The organism is Leptospira bourretii (assembly GCF_004770145.1).
GTDB lineage: Bacteria > Spirochaetota > Leptospiria > Leptospirales > Leptospiraceae > Leptospira_A > Leptospira_A bourretii.
Map to the genome: position 1 here is coordinate 426,298 of NZ_RQFW01000012.1, position 17,585 is coordinate 443,882.

19 protein-coding genes are annotated in these 17,585 nt (G+C 38.8%); 11 read left to right on the top strand and 8 right to left on the bottom strand.

Annotation, left to right across the window (positions count from 1 at the left end):
- Positions 1 to 51: 51 nt before the first annotated feature.
- The 8 genes from EHQ47_RS09500 (at position 52) to EHQ47_RS09535 (ending at position 5,932) form a co-directional block, all read left to right on the top strand.
- Positions 52 to 846: an MlaD family protein gene (locus EHQ47_RS09500; RefSeq protein ID WP_135749832.1), complete on the top strand. Its 795-nt coding sequence runs from the start codon at positions 52 to 54 to the stop codon at positions 844 to 846.
- Positions 846 to 1,925 (top strand): glycosyltransferase, encoded by a 1,080-nt coding sequence (locus tag EHQ47_RS09505; RefSeq protein ID WP_135749831.1) that lies wholly within the window; start codon positions 846 to 848, stop codon positions 1,923 to 1,925. Before EHQ47_RS09500 ends, EHQ47_RS09505 begins: the two co-directional genes overlap by 1 nt.
- Before the next feature lie 21 nt (positions 1,926 to 1,946).
- The gene (locus EHQ47_RS09510; protein WP_135749830.1) at positions 1,947 to 2,165 is read left to right on the top strand and encodes a flagellar FlbD family protein; all 219 of its coding nucleotides are present in this window, start codon (positions 1,947 to 1,949) and stop codon (positions 2,163 to 2,165) included.
- Between the two features lie 3 nt (positions 2,166 to 2,168).
- Positions 2,169 to 2,951, top strand: coding sequence for a motility protein A (locus tag EHQ47_RS09515; RefSeq protein ID WP_004784282.1), 783 nt, complete (start codon positions 2,169 to 2,171; stop codon positions 2,949 to 2,951).
- A gap of 10 nt (positions 2,952 to 2,961) precedes the next feature.
- The gene (motB, locus tag EHQ47_RS09520; RefSeq protein WP_135749829.1) at positions 2,962 to 3,795 is read left to right on the top strand and encodes a flagellar motor protein MotB; all 834 of its coding nucleotides are present in this window, start codon (positions 2,962 to 2,964) and stop codon (positions 3,793 to 3,795) included.
- Between the two features lies 1 nt (position 3,796).
- Positions 3,797 to 4,324 carry a flagellar basal body-associated FliL family protein gene (locus EHQ47_RS09525; RefSeq protein ID WP_135572365.1) on the top strand — a complete coding sequence of 176 codons (528 nt, stop codon included), beginning with the start codon at positions 3,797 to 3,799 and terminating at the stop codon, positions 4,322 to 4,324.
- A gap of 4 nt (positions 4,325 to 4,328) precedes the next feature.
- Entirely contained in the window at positions 4,329 to 5,069 is a 741-nt protein-coding gene (kdsB, locus tag EHQ47_RS09530) for a 3-deoxy-manno-octulosonate cytidylyltransferase (RefSeq protein ID WP_135777060.1), read from the top strand.
- 173 nt (positions 5,070 to 5,242) lie between these two features.
- Entirely contained in the window at positions 5,243 to 5,932 is a 690-nt protein-coding gene (locus EHQ47_RS09535; RefSeq protein ID WP_135777061.1) for a DUF1003 domain-containing protein, read from the top strand.
- A gap of 31 nt (positions 5,933 to 5,963) precedes the next feature.
- Here the strand turns inward: EHQ47_RS09535 and EHQ47_RS09540 are convergent, their stop codons facing one another.
- The 4 genes from EHQ47_RS09540 to EHQ47_RS09555 all read right to left on the bottom strand — a co-directional run bounded on the left by EHQ47_RS09540 (position 5,964) and on the right by EHQ47_RS09555 (position 12,813).
- Positions 5,964 to 7,655 (bottom strand): cation:proton antiporter, encoded by a 1,692-nt coding sequence (locus EHQ47_RS09540; RefSeq protein ID WP_135696048.1) that lies wholly within the window; start codon positions 7,653 to 7,655, stop codon positions 5,964 to 5,966.
- A gap of 77 nt (positions 7,656 to 7,732) precedes the next feature.
- Positions 7,733 to 9,229: a TolC family protein gene (locus tag EHQ47_RS09545; protein ID WP_135747791.1), complete on the bottom strand. Its 1,497-nt coding sequence runs from the start codon at positions 9,227 to 9,229 to the stop codon at positions 7,733 to 7,735.
- A complete protein-coding gene (locus EHQ47_RS09550; protein ID WP_208727418.1) occupies positions 9,226 to 10,563 on the bottom strand; it encodes an HlyD family secretion protein in 1,338 nt (445 codons plus the stop codon). The genes EHQ47_RS09545 and EHQ47_RS09550 overlap by 4 nt, the downstream gene beginning before the upstream one ends.
- A 21-nt stretch (positions 10,564 to 10,584) precedes the next feature.
- Positions 10,585 to 12,813, bottom strand: coding sequence for an ABC transporter transmembrane domain-containing protein (locus EHQ47_RS09555; RefSeq protein ID WP_135777062.1), 2,229 nt, complete (start codon positions 12,811 to 12,813; stop codon positions 10,585 to 10,587).
- Positions 12,814 to 12,890: 77 nt separating this feature from the next.
- On the opposite strand from EHQ47_RS09555, the gene EHQ47_RS09560 reads away from it, so the two are divergent.
- From EHQ47_RS09560 to EHQ47_RS09570, 3 genes are all read left to right on the top strand, one after another.
- Positions 12,891 to 13,496: a YceI family protein gene (locus EHQ47_RS09560; RefSeq protein WP_135777063.1), complete on the top strand. Its 606-nt coding sequence runs from the start codon at positions 12,891 to 12,893 to the stop codon at positions 13,494 to 13,496.
- A 177-nt stretch (positions 13,497 to 13,673) separates the two neighbouring features.
- Positions 13,674 to 14,063, top strand: a complete 390-nt coding sequence (locus EHQ47_RS09565; RefSeq protein ID WP_135777064.1) for a DUF1801 domain-containing protein — start codon at positions 13,674 to 13,676, stop codon at positions 14,061 to 14,063.
- A gap of 198 nt (positions 14,064 to 14,261) precedes the next feature.
- Positions 14,262 to 14,717, top strand: a complete 456-nt coding sequence (locus EHQ47_RS09570) for a GNAT family N-acetyltransferase (protein ID WP_135777065.1) — start codon at positions 14,262 to 14,264, stop codon at positions 14,715 to 14,717.
- A gap of 592 nt (positions 14,718 to 15,309) precedes the next feature.
- Here EHQ47_RS09570 and EHQ47_RS09575 read toward each other — a convergent pair.
- The 4 genes from EHQ47_RS09575 to EHQ47_RS09590 form a co-directional block, all read right to left on the bottom strand.
- Entirely contained in the window at positions 15,310 to 15,726 is a 417-nt protein-coding gene (locus EHQ47_RS09575; protein ID WP_167483276.1) for a GFA family protein, read from the bottom strand.
- 55 nt (positions 15,727 to 15,781) lie between these two features.
- The gene (locus EHQ47_RS09580) at positions 15,782 to 16,255 is read right to left on the bottom strand and encodes an SRPBCC family protein (RefSeq protein WP_135777067.1); all 474 of its coding nucleotides are present in this window, start codon (positions 16,253 to 16,255) and stop codon (positions 15,782 to 15,784) included.
- A complete protein-coding gene (locus tag EHQ47_RS09585) occupies positions 16,242 to 16,586 on the bottom strand; it encodes an ArsR/SmtB family transcription factor (RefSeq protein ID WP_135777068.1) in 345 nt (114 codons plus the stop codon). Before EHQ47_RS09585 ends, EHQ47_RS09580 begins: the two co-directional genes overlap by 14 nt.
- A gap of 263 nt (positions 16,587 to 16,849) precedes the next feature.
- Positions 16,850 to 17,290 carry an aminoglycoside 6-adenylyltransferase gene (locus EHQ47_RS09590; RefSeq protein WP_135747782.1) on the bottom strand — a complete coding sequence of 147 codons (441 nt, stop codon included), beginning with the start codon at positions 17,288 to 17,290 and terminating at the stop codon, positions 16,850 to 16,852.
- Positions 17,291 to 17,585: the final 295 nt, after the last annotated feature.

Here is a 17,585-nt window from a genome sequence, read left to right on the forward strand (position 1 = left end):
TAAAATCTGCTTGCCAACTCTTTCTTTGGAAGGAAGAATTTTAAGTCTGCCGTGAAATCAAAAAAGTTATCAAAGGAATCCCTGACAGGGATCGTTTTTTTTTCTATTTTGGTCTTTGCTTTTTTCACTACAGTCATTGAGCCAGATCGACCTGCCAAAAAATACCCTTACCGGTTATCTTTATTTTACTCTCGTATTGATGGAATTAAGGAAGGGACCGAAGTTCGAATTTTAGGAATCCAAAAAGGGTATGTGGCCCATATCGATTCTAGGCCGCTGATTGATGTACCTGATCGCCGGTTCCTCGACCATAACATAGATCATGCGATTGAGTTACATATTGCTTTGGAAGATCCGTTAACCCTTTGGGATAACTATGAAGTGGATTTTCAAACCATAACATTGTTTTCAGGAAGGATCATCAATATCAACCCAGGAAGTTCTGATGGGAAACGTCCTTTTTTTAAACCCACGTTTCGTGAGGGTGAAAAAAGTCCCGACTATTTGCCTTCTGCTCGTTATTTTGATGATTTTTTCAAAGCCACTTCCGCGACGATGGAAGAAAATCGAGCAGACCTCAGACAAATCACATTGGATTTTCGTTCCATCTCCGATAAATTAAATCATACAGAAGGAACAATTCCCAAATTAATTGGAAGTACAGAAATGTATGATGAACTTCTTGCGACTGTGAAGGACGCAGAAACCATTGGAAAAGAAGGAAGACGTTATATGGAAAGTTCTAGAAATTTAGAGAACACCATGCCGATTCCTTTTTTAATTACAGCATCGTATTACGGACGTACAACGCCAATTACGGGAAGAAGGATTGGACCACAAAATTAATGAAAGTTGCAATTATACATGATTGGCTCACCGGTATGCGCGGTGGCGAAATCGTACTCGATAGTTTATTGAAAGCATTTCCAGAAGCGGATTTATTTACTCTTTTTTATTCCAAAGGAAAACTAAACGAAAGGATTGAAAATAGAAAGATCACAACGGCTTTCACAAACAATCTTCCTTTTAAAGAAAAGTATTATCGTTATTATTTACCTGTTTTCCCCACTGCCATTGAATCATTGGATTTAAAAGGGTATGATGTGGTGATTAGTTCTTCGCATTGTGTGGCCAAAGGAGTCATTCCCCATCCCGATACATTCCATTTGAGTTATATCCATAGCCCCATGCGTTATGTTTGGGATATGTATTATGATTATTTTCCTGGTCGCAAAGGTTTTAAATTTTTTCTTTTACAAACCATCGCCAATTACCTACGTACTTGGGATGCCGCATCTGCCAATCGTGTGGATTATTTTACATGTAACTCGCATTTTGTGGGAAGACGGATCCAAAAGTATTATCGTCGTGATTATAAAATTGTGTATCCGCCTTGTTTGCCCCAAGACTTCCGGGTCCATGATGTTTCGAAAGATGACTATTACTTGATGGTCTCGGCCTTTGCTCCTTATAAAAAAATTGACCTCGCCATTGAAGCCTTCCGGGAAAATGGAAAACCACTCATCCTTGTGGGTGGGGGCCAAGAAGAAGGAAAACTCGTCAAAAATTTACCGAAAAACATCCTTTGGAAAAAGGGACTCCCGCGCACAGAGGTTGTGGAACTTTACAAAAAGGCACGAGGGTTTATTTTTCCTGGGATGGAAGACTTCGGGATCACTCCTGTTGAGTCGCAAGCCTATGCCACCCCCGTCATTGCCTACGGAAAAGGGGGAGCTTTGGAATCGGTCAAAGAGGACAGAACTGGGGTATTTTTCAAAGAACAGACCGTAAAATCCTTAAATGAGGCCATCCAAAGGGCCGAGAAGATCCATTTCAAACGGGGAGATTTCCAAAATTCCATCAATCGATTTACGGAAGAAAAATTCGTAAGCGAAATTCGAAAGGTAGTCGATAGACATAAATAGAAATCTCTGAAGGGGGATCTCTTGGTCATTTTACATCGACTCAAAGGTGCTGAATTTGTTCTCAATGCAGATTTGATTGAGACCATCGAAGCAAATCCGGATACGATCATCACTCTTGTGAATGAGAAAAAATTCATTGTACAAGAGTCTGTTGCGGAAGTTGTGGAAAAGGTAATTGTTTACCAAACAAGGATCCACAATCTCCCTCGAGTCACTGAAAGAAGGCCTGAGGAAACATAAGAAATGGATATAGCTACAGTCATTGGTTTGGCCCTTGGAGCGGCCTTGATGTTACTTGGGGTGGTTTCGGGGGGTCTTGCATTAACAGACCTTATCGATATTCCCTCAGTGATGATTACATTTGGTGGGGCTGCTGCTGCCACGATCATTTCTTTTCCTTGGACATCTACCATTGGAGTGGGAGCCGTTACCAAAAAAGCCTTCCAAAATCCTCCCTCAGACTTACCAGGACTCATTACGACACTCGTTAGTTTTTCTGAAAAAGCTCGTCGTGAAGGTTTACTTGCCTTAGAAGATGATATCAATGAACTTCCAGAAGAATTTTTAAAGAAGGGAATCCAACTCGTAGTGGATGGAACCGACCCCGAACTGGTTCGAAATATTATGGAAACCGAAATTGGGAACACGGCCACAAGGCATGCTTATGGTCGTTCTTGGTGGGATGCTTACGCTGGTTTTGCGCCAGGGTTCGGGATGCTTGGGACCCTTGTGGGTCTTGTGGGGATGTTAAAAAACTTAGGTGGTGGGGATGCAAGTGCCATCGGACAAGGTATGGCGACGGCCCTCATTACCACATTGTACGGATCACTTGCGCAGAACTTATTTGCCGCACCAATTGTGAGAAAACTAACCAGACGATCGGAAGATGAACTTGTGATCAAACAAGTTATGGTGGAAGGAACTTTATCGATTCAATCCGGGGACAACCCAAGGATTGTAAAAGAGAAACTTGCGAGTTTCTTAACTCCTGCTGAAAGAACAGCACTCAAAGACGACGGAGATTAATATCTAAACTATGGCGTCTAAAAAAGAAAAATGTCCTGAGTGCATCCAAAAAGTTCCCGAGTTCATGGCAACTTACGGGGACATGGTGACACTTCTCCTTTGTTTCTTTATCCTCTTGTATACGACAGGGAAAACAGATGCAAAGGAGATGCAGATCATTTTATCTGCGTTTAAATCCACAACAGGATTTTTCACTGGGGGACAAACACTATCCAAAGGTTCTTTGGAAGAGATGGGAATGCAAATTGAATCGTTACCATCTCAAGTAGTAGGGCGTAACCTTTCTAAATCCAAAAAAGATGCCCAAGAAGTTTTTAAACCAGAAGTAGAAGCAGGAAAAGTTCGAATTTCGGAAAACGAAAGAGGACTTGTGATTTCTCTTGTGGGTGCTGATTATTTTTATCCAGGTTCAGCCATCCTAACACCCGCTATCCGAGAAACCTTACGTAAAGCGGCGACACTTATCAAAGGTCTCGAACGATTTGTTCGCGTAGAAGGACATAGCGATGACGATGCGGTCAATCCTGTAAACCGTCCTGGTCGTGAAGAAAGAGAATATATCAATAACTGGGATTTGGCGGGAGCAAGAGCTGTGAATGCTACCGTTTTTATGATCAATTCAGAAGAAATTGAACCGAGTTGGTTCCAAGCTGTTAGTTTTGGATCCTATAGACCTCTTGTACTGGAGAATGAAGGCACACCTGAAGCAAAAGCTTTCAATCGTAGAGTGGATATCATCATCCTAACAGAGAAGTCTACCAAACGAGCACCAGGGGAAAGTAAATACGGACTACCTGACACTCGTTTACCGAACACTGAAACAAATGTAGAAGGAGAATTTTAACATGGGTGACCGTGAAGTAGATGAAGAAGAAGGTGGGTTAGCCGAAGGAAGTACCGCCTCTGCCGGGATGTCCCCCATTGTAAAATGGTTATTGTACATTGCTGCTGCCATTTTTGGGATTATCATTGTAACCGTAATATCGATGTTTGTTGCTCAAAAAACAGCAACAAGTGTGTTTAAACAACAAAAGAATATCTCTCTTGTGAAAGCTCCCCCTCCTTTGGAAGTTTACACATTTCAAGAAGAATTTAGAGTGAATACTTCTGATGTTGGTGAGTCACACTTTGTGAAGTTAAAGATGTCTCTTGGATTTGAATCAGGTCAGCCTGCACTTTCTGCGGAACTTGCTGCACGTGTGGCGCAAATGCAAAACATCATTAACCTTGTCATTGCACGTAAAACAAAGGACGATTTAAAATCCATTACCAACCAATTGGATTTACGTGAGGAAATCAAAGCCCACTTAAATCACATTTTGACCAATGGAAAAATCAAAGAGGTTTACTTTACCGAGTTCTTGGTAAACTAGGACTATGTCCGACCAAATCCTCGGTGTGATCCCTGCGCGCTACGCGAGCACAAGACTCCCCGGAAAACCACTGGCCCTCATTGGTTTAAAACCAATGATCCAGTGGACTTACCACCACGCATCCCTTTCCAAATCTATCCACCGTTTGGTGGTTGCTACCGATGACAAACGAATTCACGATACCGTGATTGCATTTGGTGGGGAATCGGTTTTGACGAGCCCTGATCATCCTACAGGAACCGATCGCATCATCGAAGTGGCAGAAAAATTTCCAGGTTACGGAATCATTCTGAACATCCAAGGAGACGAACCCGGGATGGAACCAAACCTCATTGATGGAGTTTTGGATTTAAAAACCAAACATAGAAATTGGGAAATGACCACAGCGGCCGTTCCTTTTGCTACCTCAGAAGATCCAAAAGATCCTAACAAAGTAAAGGTGGTCTTTGATAGAACCGGACGAGCCAATTATTTTTCACGTTCTCCCATCCCCGCTTCTTTTAAAGGTGAGGCAACTTACCACCGGCATTTAGGAATCTATGCCTATGAAAGAGAATTTTTAATGCATTACAACCAATTGCCAGCTTCTGATTGGGAAACAGTAGAATCTTTAGAACAACTTCGCGCTTTGCAAAATGGATCTACCATTGGGGTTTATCTTTCTGATAAGGCCAACTTGGGTGTGGATTCGCCAGCCGACTTGGAAGTGGTGATTCGGGATTTTAAAGCGAAGGGTTTGATTTAGAATTTTTTTTTGCTTTTTTATTCGATTCTTATTTTCAAATGAATCAAATATTTGAGAGGAAACCAAGGTAGAAACCAATTAATCATTGCTCATCGATTTCTATCTTCCATAATCTTATCTTTAGAATAAACGACAAAAAGGTTATATCAAATTGGATCAACCCAAAGGATTGTATGGTGAATAACATTTGTTTTGTTTGTAAGAAACCATTCCGCGAACATCAATTAATAAGTGCTCTGGGTATAGGTAACGAAATTGTAGAACTCATTAATGAAAAATATCCCGGTTGGGATGATCAAAGTAAAATTTGTAAAAATGATTTTAATATTTTCCGAATGAAGTATATCACTCAGTTAGTTGAAGAAGAAAAAGGAAATATTGAAAATTTAGAGAGAGAAGTGATCAAAAGTATCAATGAAAATGAAATTTTAACAATTGATACTTCCTTAAAAACAGATTCACTTACATTTGGTGATAGAATTTCGGACAAAGTTGCATCATTTGGGGGCAGTTGGAAATTTATTATCGCTTTCTTTTCTGTATTGATTCTATGGATATTAGGAAATAGTTTTTATCTTTATCTCAAGCCATTTGATCCATATCCTTTTATATTATTGAATTTAATCTTATCTTGTGTTGCCGCAATACAAGCACCTATCATTATGATGAGCCAAAATAGACAAGAGGTAAAGGATAGAATTCGCGCAGAGAATGATTACAAAGTGAATCTAAAATCAGAGATTGAAATTAGAACCTTACATGAAAAAGTGGATCATCTTTTACTCGACCAATGGTCAAAAATGATGAAGATCCAAGCGATTCAGATCGAAATTTTAAACGAAATTCGAAGTAAAATCAAATAAGGTTCCAATACAAATCTATTTTAAAATTTTCTTATTCGTTATTTCTCATCCCCCGAGAGATATAGTCATACAAAAACTCTCCGGTAATCACACCGGGGATGATGACTTTTTGGGCTCCATCAGCAACTAACTTTTTGGCTTCGCCAGGTTCATCACTTGTAAGGATGATTTTTGCGTTCGGTGCGAGTTTGCTGAGAGTGGAGAGTAAACGGTTGTTATTGGTTCCTTTTAAGAAAGAATCTGAAATGGTACAGATGACCATCGATGCATCGTGAAGACCAATATGGGATAAAGAATCTGGATGGGCAAGGTCGGCATAAGCCCATTGGAATCCTTTGTTAGTGAGTTCATCTTTGAAGGCTGGGTTGTAGTCAGCAATGATGATCCGCTTGATAAGAGATGGAGATAAGTCTTCTAAGTATTCCACGAAGGCTCGGGCAATTCGAAAATAACCAAGCACAATGATGTCTCGTACCATTCCATCTCCATGTCCTCCATGGCCTGCTTTATCTTCTTTTCCAGATTCTTCCGCTTGGTCAGTGATACCAACACGAGCGAGTAATCTTTCGAATGTCGCAGCGATATTATGGTTAAACATAATGATGTATGTGGAGAGAACGGATGCAATGATGGTCGAAGTTAAAATCACCGCCTGCAGTTTTGGTGTGATGTGTTCAAAACCAGCACCTAATGCTAAGATGACGAGTGAGAATTCTGAAATCTGTGCTAAATTGAGTGCAGTTAGGAAACCGTTACGAACCCCTTTGTTGAGTTTGATGATGACAGGGGCAATGGTAATCATCCTCACAAATAACATAAGTGCGATGATGGCAGCAGATAATCCAATGACTTCTAAACTAGGAAGGGGAACTTTAAGGCCCAGAGCCACAAAGAAAAGAGTCACAAAGAAGTCGCGAATTCCAATCAGTTTGGAAATAACATCTGCCCCATAAGGGAAAGCGGCAATACTCATACCGGCAACGAGAGCACCCATTTCTTTGGAAAGTCCTGCTTCTCCTGCGATCCCGCAAACAAGAAAGCACCACATAATAGATGTTAAGAGGATAAGTTCCGGGCTACTGGCACAGGCTTTGTATAACTTGGCCAAAACATAACGGCTGACACTAAAACTAAAGGCAATGAGTAAAACAATGATCCCGACAGAAGATAGAATTTTTAGTATTTCTGGATTGTTTAGGTTGGGTTGGACCCCCATAAACAAAATGGCCCAGATGTCTTGGAATACCAAAACCCCAACAGTTAATTTTCCGGAGAGGGTGTTGATCTCCACTTTATCTTGCAGTAATTTAACAACGATTAACGTAGAACTAAGAGAAAGTGCAACGGCAATGTAAAGAAGGTCAAACTTTTCAGATCCAATGGGTAGACCAAAAAATGGAAACACAGAATACACAAAAGCAACGGAAAGAGTGAATTGAAGGATTCCCAAAGTAAACATAGCCTTACCCATTTTTGCGAGTTCGGCCAAATTGATTTCCAATCCGATGATGAAGAGAAGTAAGATGAGTCCGATTTCTGAAATGAGTTCGATACTTGCTTCGTTAGTGACAAGTTCAAACCCCATCTCTTTACCGAGCATGGCCCCACCGATGATATAACCTAAAATTAACGGTTGTTTGAGTACTCTTGCGATGTGACTTAAGACTGTTGCGAAAATAATACTGAGACCAATGTCTTGTAATAGTGACTCTTCCCCGTGCATAGATACCTTCTTTAGGGAAAAGTTTAGAGATTCACGGAGTAGTGAAAGTCGTTTTTTTTTCTGAACAATAAAACAAACTATGGAAAAGGAGAATTTTGCAAAATGGAAGCCGTAGAAGCTTGGAAATGGGCAATGGCCACATGATGATCGTACAATGCCTTAATTTCTCGAACAGCCGCTTCGGCACTTGTCTGTTCTCTAATATTCACGAATAGAAGAGTAGAATCACCAAGGGCAAACCGTTCACGCTCCATCTCTTCTAACTTTCTTGCTAGTTCCACTTCATTTTGAGTAACAGTTACACGTTTTGCCGAGGCTATCACCTCTGAAATGGAATCTTGTACTTCTGTTTTGATTTTATCTTTTGAAAATTGTAGTTCCTGGTCTAGTTGGGCAATCTTTGCTTCAGCTGCTCCAATCATCCCTCTCGGTCTTTTGGTTTGGATGGGGAGGTTGAGGATGAGAGAGGCTTCCAGTTCTGGTTTGGCTCTTGTGACAGAACCTGGACCAAAGTCTTGTGATCCAGCAACCACTAAATCCACTTGTGGTTTTAACGAGTTATAACCCATATCTTGGTCTACACGGACCTTATCTCGTTTGAATTCAAAGTCTTGTAATTCCGGTCGATACTTCCAAGCGAGTTTGATACTTTTTTCCAATTCCACTTTTTTATAATCGATGGGTTTTGGAAATCCTATGGGCAACCTGTTTGTTGTAGGAAGGATTAAATTTCCATCAGGTGCACGTAGGAATAAAGACAAATCGATGGCCGCTTTTTGCATCTCTCGTTCCGCAGAAACAAATTGGGATTCTCTTTGTAAAATGGCTCGGTCATTTTCTGTTCCTTCCATTTTTGGAATGTCACCTAACTTGATTCTTTCGGTAATTTGATTTTGTCTGTTCTTTGCGATTGTTAGCAAGTCTTTGTTGACTAAATATTCTTGGCCACTTGCGACCCATTTCCAATATCGTTTGGTGGCTTCTTTGATGACTTCGATTTTTAATTTTTGAATGGAGAGTTCAGCGAGTCTACGGTCAAGGTCCGCTTTTTTGATATCGGCTCTGTTTTTATCAATCTCACGATTGCGCATCAGGGGAAAGATGGCACCCGCCCGAATTTCTCCATGATCATTGGTTTCTCTTTTTCCATCATAAACTGGAAAGGTTCCCCGACCAATGCGATAACCAGCAAAAAAAGAAGTTCCGCCAAGTGGTGTTGGTTTTTCAAACATTGCATCGGCTGCATTGTTTGTATAATAGCCCATAGGTTTTGTGGTTCCCATTGATTTAAATTGTAAATCAAAAGCACCTTCTGCTGCTAGATAGTTGTATTCGGCTTCTGATAAAAGTTTTTCTGCAGCAAGGACTAGTGGATAAGATTTTTCAACAGACTTTAAAAGTTCTTCTAAGGTAAGAACTCCTGGTTGTTGATTGATATAGTCTTGGGAATAAATATTGGGACCATGTAAAGATTCAAAAGGATCTCGTGTTGGATCAGCTTCTAAGACAAAGGAAAAAAACATTCCAAATGGACAAAGGATTGCAAGTAAAGATTGTTTGAATTTGGATTTCATTTGACCTTATCCCCACTTCCAGTTTCATCTAACAATGATTTCATCTCTGGATCATCCATTGGTAAGTTTGGTGGAAAGTCATTGAACCTTCTCCAAAGTTCATAACCAACACTGACACGATTGAGAAAAATCCAACCTTTGGCTCTCACTCCTTGTCTGAGATAACGACTGGACGGCCACTTACGATCATCTCGATCTGGAATGACAAGGACTCGGAAATTTCCAGATCCATTGTCTGTGATATCAACAAGTTTAACCGTTCCTCCAAAAGTTCCTACGGCAGTTTCCGGCCAACCACTGATTTGTAAAACAGGGTATCCTTGGAATTGTAAACGAACTTTTCTTCCTTCACCAACGAGCGGTATATCGTTGCCGGAAATAAAAAGTTCCACTGCTTTGTCTTCTGCGTCGGGAACAAGGATCGCCACACCGTCTCCTTCTTTGACTTGTTGTGTGTCAGGATTTACCAAAATTCGCATAATGGTTCCATCCCTCGGTGCAAATATTTCTTGGTTTTCTTGTCTAGATAACCGAGCCTCTAACTTTGGTAAGTCTTCCAAAACACGTGCCACTTCCGATTGTGCAGAAGCTAAGGAAGCCTTGGCATCATTGATCGATGCTTCTGCATCTTGTGCTACTTTTCCTGTATCACTGTATAAGGCTCTTTCTTCTTTAGTGGCTGCATCATAAGTTGCTTTTGCACGATCAAGACCCGTCTCGGCATTGGTATGTTCTAATTCTGCCAGTTCCAATGTTCGTTTGGAGGTAAGGCCTTTTTCCCATAATTGTTTTTGACGATCAAGATTTAGGTTTGCTGTTTTTAATGCAGCTTTTGCGGCATCTACTGCTTGTTCGCTGGCTCGTACTCTGTCTTTTGCCATCATCCTTCGAGAATCTGCTGCATCCACAGCACTGCCACGAGAAGAACGTAAACTAATGATTCGTGATCGAATGTTGTCCTCTCTGGATTTTGCTGCCTCTAGGCGTTGTAAGAGTGCATTTCTTTCCTCACGAATTCGATTGATAAAGTTGGGATCGTTATCGGAGATATCAATGATAGGATCACCTTTTCTCACTCGTGTTCCTTCATGTACATGCCATTTCACAACACGTCCGCTGATGGGAGATTCAATGACTTGTTGCCGGTCGAGGGGAGCATAAGCAACGACTCTACCAAATCCCATCGTTGTTTGTTGCCAAGGTACGTACAATAAGATGAGAAGGCTTAAAAAGAATATGATTGTGAGAAGATAAGCTAGACTTTGTGCGGGTAAAGCTGTTTGCACCAATCGATATGAAGGTAGATTTTTATGTAGTTTCCATTTTTGTGACATATCAGTTTTCATAAGCCAACTTTAAGAATTTACCTTTAAGGAATGTGAATCATTTTCTAATCTTAATATTTGGTCCATCAAAGAAAGAACAGTAGGTGATTTGGAAACGATAAATAGAGTCCATTCCTTGTTTTTTTGCAAAATAACTTTAAGTGCAGAATTGAGGAGAGATGGAGGTAACAGATCCAAGTTTCCATCGATTAACAATAATTTTGGTTTTCCAATAATTGCTCTTGCGAGGGATATAATCGTTGTTTGTATTGAATCAAAAGGATGACCAAAAGTTAAGAGTGGAGTATGAATTCCATTTGGTAGGATTTGAATTGTCTCCCAAATACCTAACGTTTCTAAAAGTTCACGAATTTCGATTAAGGATATTTCTTCTCTTCCCACTCGAATGTTTTCCAAAATGCTTCCTTCAAAAATTTCATTTCCTCTGACCAAAAAGGTAACAGAATGAATTTGTTCTTTGGAAACTTCATGAATGTTTTGGTGATTGTATTCTACGATTCCAGATGTTGGAGTTCGCACCCCACTTATCAAATCTAATAGGATATGTGCATCATAAGGAGTGTTAGATGAAATTCCAATGGATTTACCTGGTGATACTTTTAAATTAAATTGATTAAAAATTTTGTGACCATTCGTAAGGGAATAATGGACCCCAGAGAGTTGTACTTGGATTGGTCCTTCAGGAATTTCAAATTCCACTGTTTTCACCGGAATTGTGGGTAGATGGAACACCGAGTTAATTTTATCCACAGCAGCAATCAAACTGTAAAAACTATCCAATTGTTTTCCAAATTTGGAGATATCGCTGAGTACCTTAGCAATCACAAGTTCTGCTGCAACCAATTGTCCGATGGTAAGTTGTCTATGGATGACTAGATAACCACCTAATCCAAGTACAATGGCACTTGCTAAGGCTTGGATTCCAACAAGACCAATGATTTGGCGTATATAGTTAAAAAAGTATTTTTTCCTTGCATACAAATAATCTCTAATAAATGAATCGGCTCTGTCCAAAGCAAAATTTGAACCAAATGTAGAATGAAAAAGAGCAGAGTGTCTCGATATTTCTTCCAACCATGCCGCTACTTTATATTTTTCTTTTGAAATTTTGATATAGTTTTCGGCGGCTGGTTTGCCCAATCGATAAGTAACCCAATACCCACCAATGAACAAAATGAGAAAAGAAAATACGATAAAAATAGGATGATAAAAGGAAATCAAAATAAAACCAATGACGGTTGTCAAAACAACTGATAAACCATCAACTAACAAGGAGTGTATGGATTTTTGAATGGTCATCGTATCAAAAAAACGATTCACGAGTTCTGGGCTATGGTGTTTATCTAAGGAATCTTGGCTGATTTTTGGAAATTTGACAGCAAACTCTGTAGCAATTCTAACAAACACACGCCTTTGTAAAATTTCCACCACATAGATTTGTATGGTTTGCATGGCACCTGCAAATCCAAGAAAAAAGACAACTAACAATGTTAATATGATAACGGGTTGGAGCAAAACTCCGAAAGCTACAATGTTAACTAATGAAGACGTTGCAACGGGAACCACCAAAGATAAAATTCCAATTCCAATCCCATAAATAAAAACGATCCAAACATCTTGGGACTCCATTCGAATCAAATGAGAAATTTGTTTAAGAGCATTTTTGACTGGAGAATCATCTTTCGACATATCTTTGTTTGTTGAAAACGGAAATGTTGGTTCAGCAATTACCCAATCTACATATTCTTTGTTCGATTTGATTCCGATGAGTTTTAGCAGTTCTTTTTCTGAATACCATTCCTCATCACCATCAATTTGATTGAGGACTTTGATTCGATAGGAAGATGTTTTATAACTTACGATTGCATAAAATTCTGGTATTTGGTTTGTTTCGCTCGCCACTTGGAACACGAAAGGGGAACCATCGGTAATGTAAGGTCTTATGTCTTGTAAAGTTTTTTGAACAATGTTTAGACGAACCTTATACTGGTGTGAAGCAGCGAATAGGAAATCATAAAAATTTTGATTTGTAACTTGCCTGTACTTGCTACGTAAAGATCGGAAACCTTCAATGATTTGGCTTGGGAACGATTGAATATTGAGTGATTCTGAGAAAAAATCCAAAACAGATTTTGCCAAATCTTCCATGGAAGTGAGCCTAACCGAGAGGCTTTCTTCTTTTTTTTTGAAGAGTTGGTTCTTGAAGTGAAATACCAACGTGTGTAGAAATTTTAACATGCGAATTGTGATTCGAGTCTTAGACTCCACTTGACAAAACGTTGTTCTACATTTTCTATTTTCCAGTAGAGGTTTCCATGAAAATTTTTAATTCCATTTTGGTACTAATCGCACTCAGCGCCATCTCTCAGTTGGTTGCGCAAGAGAATTGTATTTATGAATACGACCCGGCCCAAACCTCCTTAGAGTGGACAGCGTTCAAGTTTACTGAGAAAACAGGTGTTAAGGGAAAGTTTGATTCTATTAAAGTGGTTGGGAAACAAAAAGATAAATCGAAGTTCGGTGCAGTCAAATCACTCCAGTTTCAGATTGATTCTTCTTCAGTTAATTCAGGTGTGCCTGACCGTGATGGAAAAATCAAAAAATTCTTTTTTGGTTCTGTGAAAGGAAATAAAAAAATTTCGGGTTCGTTCTCTGATATTTCAGAAGGTGAAACTGGTTCTGCGAAACTGAATCTAAGATTCGGAAATGCTAAAACAACGATACCAGTTTCTTTTGTATGGAAAGGGGAAGTGGTTGAGGTAACCGGAACCGTAGATGTTGTTGGTCTTGGTCTTCAATCTGGGCTTAGTAAATTAAATGCCGAGTGTAATGATTTACACAAAGGATCCGATGGTGTGAGCAAACTTTGGCCGACAGTAGATGTTAAAGTTGTCTCAACAGTAAAGAAAACTTGTAAATAAGAGGAGATTCCGAAAGAGTTGAAACCAAACAATTGAAGTTTGCCCACTATGAATTGAATTCATTCGATTGGTAGTGGGTCCTTAGTCAAAATTTTTATAGCTGATTGCCGTGAATCGAATAAAAATAAAGTTTGGTCGTTTCAATTTTCAAAATTGATTTAAGAAGAGAGTTTCTCCATGAGTCAAGAAATCGAAATATATAATCAATCACAATCCTCAACAGATAAAGAGATTTGTAGTTTTCTTTATAGGGAAATTAATCTACATCTTCCCAAAGCTCTGAAAAAAATTTGGCATGCTCATCCCGTTTGGTTTTTAGATGGGAATCCTATTGTTGGTTATAGCAAATTAAAAACTTGTATCCGCCTTCTTTTCTGGAGTGGTCAAAGTTTTGAAGTGGATGGACTCACACCGGAAGGAAGTTTTAAGGCTGCCGAAGTCCGTTATACGGAAGTGAATCAAATCAAGAAAAAAGATCTGAAACTTTGGCTCAGCCAGGCAAAAAAGTTCCAATGGGATTATAAAAATATTGTGAAACGAAAAGGTGTGTTGGAGCGTTTGAAGTAATCACTGATATCAGAAATATTTATACGCATTACGCATATAAGAATGTGAATGAAAAGTAACATTGAGATATAAAAATCTACCCCCCCCACTGCGAATATGCGCTATTCGTATATAAGTATTCCATTGGTAGATCCAGATATCTATTAAGTCTGCGGCTATATGTAATTCGGATATAAACATTTAATTGAAAGATTGAATATGGAAAATATAGAAATTAAAAAACTGTCCTCTAATGAGTTAAATCAATTTATCAAACTCATTCGAGTCTTTGAAGATGTATTTGAAATGAAAAACTTTCAAATGCCGAACGAAGATTATTTGCAATCCTTGTTGGCACGTGATGATTTTTTCGTTTTTGTTTCAATCTTTAGGAGTCAAGTGATTGGTGGTTTGACTGCTTATACACTTCGTCAATATTATTCTGAAAAACCTTTAGTTTACATTTTTGACTTAGCCGTCCTTACCAAATACCAACGTCAAGGAATTGGCAAATCACTTATCGAAGCGATCAATGTATATTGTAAAAAGATGGGGGCCGAAGAAGTGTTTGTCCAGGCAGATTTGATTGATGATTATGCTCTTGATTTCTATAGATCAACAGGAGGATTGCCAGAGGAAGTTGTTCATTTTACATACCCGTTGTGGTTAAGTTGAGATAGAGATATATATGCTTTGAATTCAACTAAATTCGAATGAGAAAACTTAAATAGAAAAATCGCTTCTATACAAATAATGAGGTAAGGTCAATTTAAAAAAATAAGTCTAATAAACGAATAACGTATAATTGCAGCTAACGGGAATTTAATCGAGTTACGTATACTCGCATGAAGTTTATTTTAAATTGACAACATTTGTTTATTAATTCTTGAGAATATAATTTTTCATTAAGACAAAAAAATTACCTTAATGAATCACTTCAAAATAATTTTTCTGCTAAAAATGAACCCCAGCGCCAGCGATAAATCCGGAGCGACAATAGGAGCGAGGATAAAAGCAAACCGAAGGTTTGACTTGGTGGATGAGCCTAGCGAATCCAACATAAACAAGGCGTGATGAAATATTTAGACTAAAATCTCCGAAAATCGATTGCAAATGAAATTAAGCTGCGTGCGGAAATCCTTTCCATACTGATAACTATTTTCATCTACAAACAGACCGGAAAGATTGGAGCGGATAGCGCGGTCGTTTCAGAGTTTAATATCGATCAACTAATGAATTCGAGGCGCACAAAAAAATAAACTAAGTTTTATCCTGTTGGCAATTTTTCAAATTTTGGTAAAGCAGGATCCAGATGGTCCCAAGAATATCCTCGTTTTACATATGTGACTGCTTGTGGTTTGTAGAGATTTGGATCATCAAGGCTTGTTGCATGAATGGTAAATAGTTCAGGCATAGCGGAAAAAGTCATATAGACCGGTGAACCGCAGTTAGGACAAAAACTACTTGTTTTGATATTTCCACTGTCGCCAACCATATCGAAGTTAGTTGTTTTTCCTTCTACTTTGACTGTAGTGCGGGATTGAAAGGTAAGATAAGATCCATGTCCGGTTCCACTCATCCGCTGACAGTCTCGGCATTGGCAATCGTTCATAAAAATAGGTTCTTCAGTGATTTTGTAACGAATGTTTCCGCAAGCACATCCACCGTTATATATTTGATTCATATCATCCTCCATAGTTTGTTACGAATTTGCACAGAATCATTCTTAAAGTATTTTTTTAAGAAATTGAAATATGTCCTGCTAATGGTCTGCCCGATTCCAAAAATGTTTTTAGGTTGGAGAGAACACTTGGCCAACCACTAGAAATTCCTTTTAACATTTGTGGGTCTAGATCTTCATGGGTGACAACTAAACGAACAAGTCCATCGGCATAAGCTTCTATATCAAATGTAACTCGAGAGTGCTTTGATTCATCATTGAATTCTGTTGGCCTTGACCAAGATAAAACTAATTTTTGTGGAGGTATGATTTCCAAAACTTTACCGATGATATCGATTGTTTTTTCATCATCCATTCTTATATGTTTCCAAACGGAACCAACTTTCCATTCTGAAACATTGGTATGCGCTGGATTTTTCGCTAGTGGATCAAGCCAATATTTGGATGTCACTTCAGGATCAATGATTGCATTCCATACTTTCTCCTGTGTGCTAAGTATAAAAGTAACATAAACAAAGTTATGTGGTTCCATGATTTTCTCCTTCAAGTTGTATTTTTAAGTCGTGTAAAAAACCTAAACGGTTCTCTTCAAATTTTCGAACCCAACGTGCATAGACCTCGTAAATTGGAACAGGGTTGATGAAGTGAAGTTTCTCTCGCCCTTTCCAAACAACGGTTACCAAGTTGGCCTTGATGAGGATTTCTATATGTTGGGTTGCCGATTGTCTTTGCATGTCTAGTTGTTCGCAAAGTGCAGTCAGAGTCTGACCATTGTTAGCATAAAGAAGATCGAGCACCTTTCTGCGATTCGGGTCAGCCATTGCCTTGAATACCTGATCGGTTTCCTCCATTTCTTTGGGCATGCGAATTATTATGCAGGTAAATGCCTGCATGTCAAGAATAAAAATGATAATCTGACGTGGAATTTTCTGTGAGAGGTGTGTAAGAGGTAAATATAGAGAAAGTTATGTCACATAACTGGTTTTGGATTGGAGATAGTTTTTAAGAAAGAAGAGCGGTCATTAGAAGATAGAATAGAATAAGGAAAAGATGAATGGGGGCGAGGTGTTGACAACGCGAGCTATTTGCTATTCGGATAATTCACAAGGAGGAGGCTAATTGCAAGTCAGATAACTACCAAGTAGGGGACTAAACGCATTGCGTATATTCGCCTACGATTCATTCGTATCAATGGGAATGGGTTTTCTTTGGAACATAAATAGAATAAAATTTTTGGATTTTCGACTCGATCATGGAAATCTTGCATTCGGATGAATTTGAGATCTACATGCAATAATGGAGAATTGTATAAACATATAAGCAAGCGACTTTCACCTACATGTCCTCCTGTAAAACCAACTAACAGATCACCTATTTGGTCTGCGAATTGTTTCATCTCGTCTGGTGGAAATACAACATTGTTTTCCGTAATTAAAACAATGTCTAAATCCGAATATTTGTCTAGTTCTTCTGTAATTCCAGATCCTGCACAACAAATGGCTGTAAATCGCTCATCTGATTTTGCAAAGTTAATTATTTTTTCTAAGTAATTTTCGAAGAAGTCCATTGTTAGATTTTTCCTTATTTTTAGTTAAATTAAATTAGTTTCCCCCCGAACGATTTAATTTTCTTCGGCGCCAAATTCTTTTTTTTCTCCGGATTTATGCGAATAACAGTTAAAGGCAATTGATAGTTAGCTATATGAATTGCTTATTGCCAACTTTGTTGTTTCTTACAAATCTAAATATTAAGTTATCATAAATTATTTGCTTCATTATTTTACGAAGAAACCTGCACAATCAGCAATGGATTTGGTCGTGTGAGTGGTGGTGATGTAACAAACATTATAGTGAATTGCATTA

Coding starts and splice junctions, on each gene's coding strand:
- EHQ47_RS09505 (WP_135749831.1), top strand. CDS start 846: ATGAAAGTTGCAATTATACATGATTGGCTCACCGGTATGCGCGGTGGC.
- EHQ47_RS09515 (WP_004784282.1), top strand. CDS start 2,169: ATGGATATAGCTACAGTCATTGGTTTGGCCCTTGGAGCGGCCTTGATG.
- motB (WP_135749829.1), top strand. CDS start 2,962: ATGGCGTCTAAAAAAGAAAAATGTCCTGAGTGCATCCAAAAAGTTCCC.
- EHQ47_RS09525 (WP_135572365.1), top strand. CDS start 3,797: ATGGGTGACCGTGAAGTAGATGAAGAAGAAGGTGGGTTAGCCGAAGGA.
- kdsB (WP_135777060.1), top strand. CDS start 4,329: ATGTCCGACCAAATCCTCGGTGTGATCCCTGCGCGCTACGCGAGCACA.
- EHQ47_RS09535 (WP_135777061.1), top strand. CDS start 5,243: ATGGTGAATAACATTTGTTTTGTTTGTAAGAAACCATTCCGCGAACAT.
- EHQ47_RS09540 (WP_135696048.1), bottom strand. CDS start 7,655: ATGCACGGGGAAGAGTCACTATTACAAGACATTGGTCTCAGTATTATT.
- EHQ47_RS09545 (WP_135747791.1), bottom strand. CDS start 9,229: ATGAAATCCAAATTCAAACAATCTTTACTTGCAATCCTTTGTCCATTT.
- EHQ47_RS09550 (WP_208727418.1), bottom strand. CDS start 10,563: ATGTCACAAAAATGGAAACTACATAAAAATCTACCTTCATATCGATTG.
- EHQ47_RS09555 (WP_135777062.1), bottom strand. CDS start 12,813: ATGTTAAAATTTCTACACACGTTGGTATTTCACTTCAAGAACCAACTC.
- EHQ47_RS09560 (WP_135777063.1), top strand. CDS start 12,891: ATGAAAATTTTTAATTCCATTTTGGTACTAATCGCACTCAGCGCCATC.
- EHQ47_RS09565 (WP_135777064.1), top strand. CDS start 13,674: ATGAGTCAAGAAATCGAAATATATAATCAATCACAATCCTCAACAGAT.
- EHQ47_RS09570 (WP_135777065.1), top strand. CDS start 14,262: ATGGAAAATATAGAAATTAAAAAACTGTCCTCTAATGAGTTAAATCAA.
- EHQ47_RS09575 (WP_167483276.1), bottom strand. CDS start 15,726: ATGAATCAAATATATAACGGTGGATGTGCTTGCGGAAACATTCGTTAC.
- EHQ47_RS09580 (WP_135777067.1), bottom strand. CDS start 16,255: ATGGAACCACATAACTTTGTTTATGTTACTTTTATACTTAGCACACAG.
- EHQ47_RS09585 (WP_135777068.1), bottom strand. CDS start 16,586: ATGCCCAAAGAAATGGAGGAAACCGATCAGGTATTCAAGGCAATGGCT.
- EHQ47_RS09590 (WP_135747782.1), bottom strand. CDS start 17,290: ATGGACTTCTTCGAAAATTACTTAGAAAAAATAATTAACTTTGCAAAA.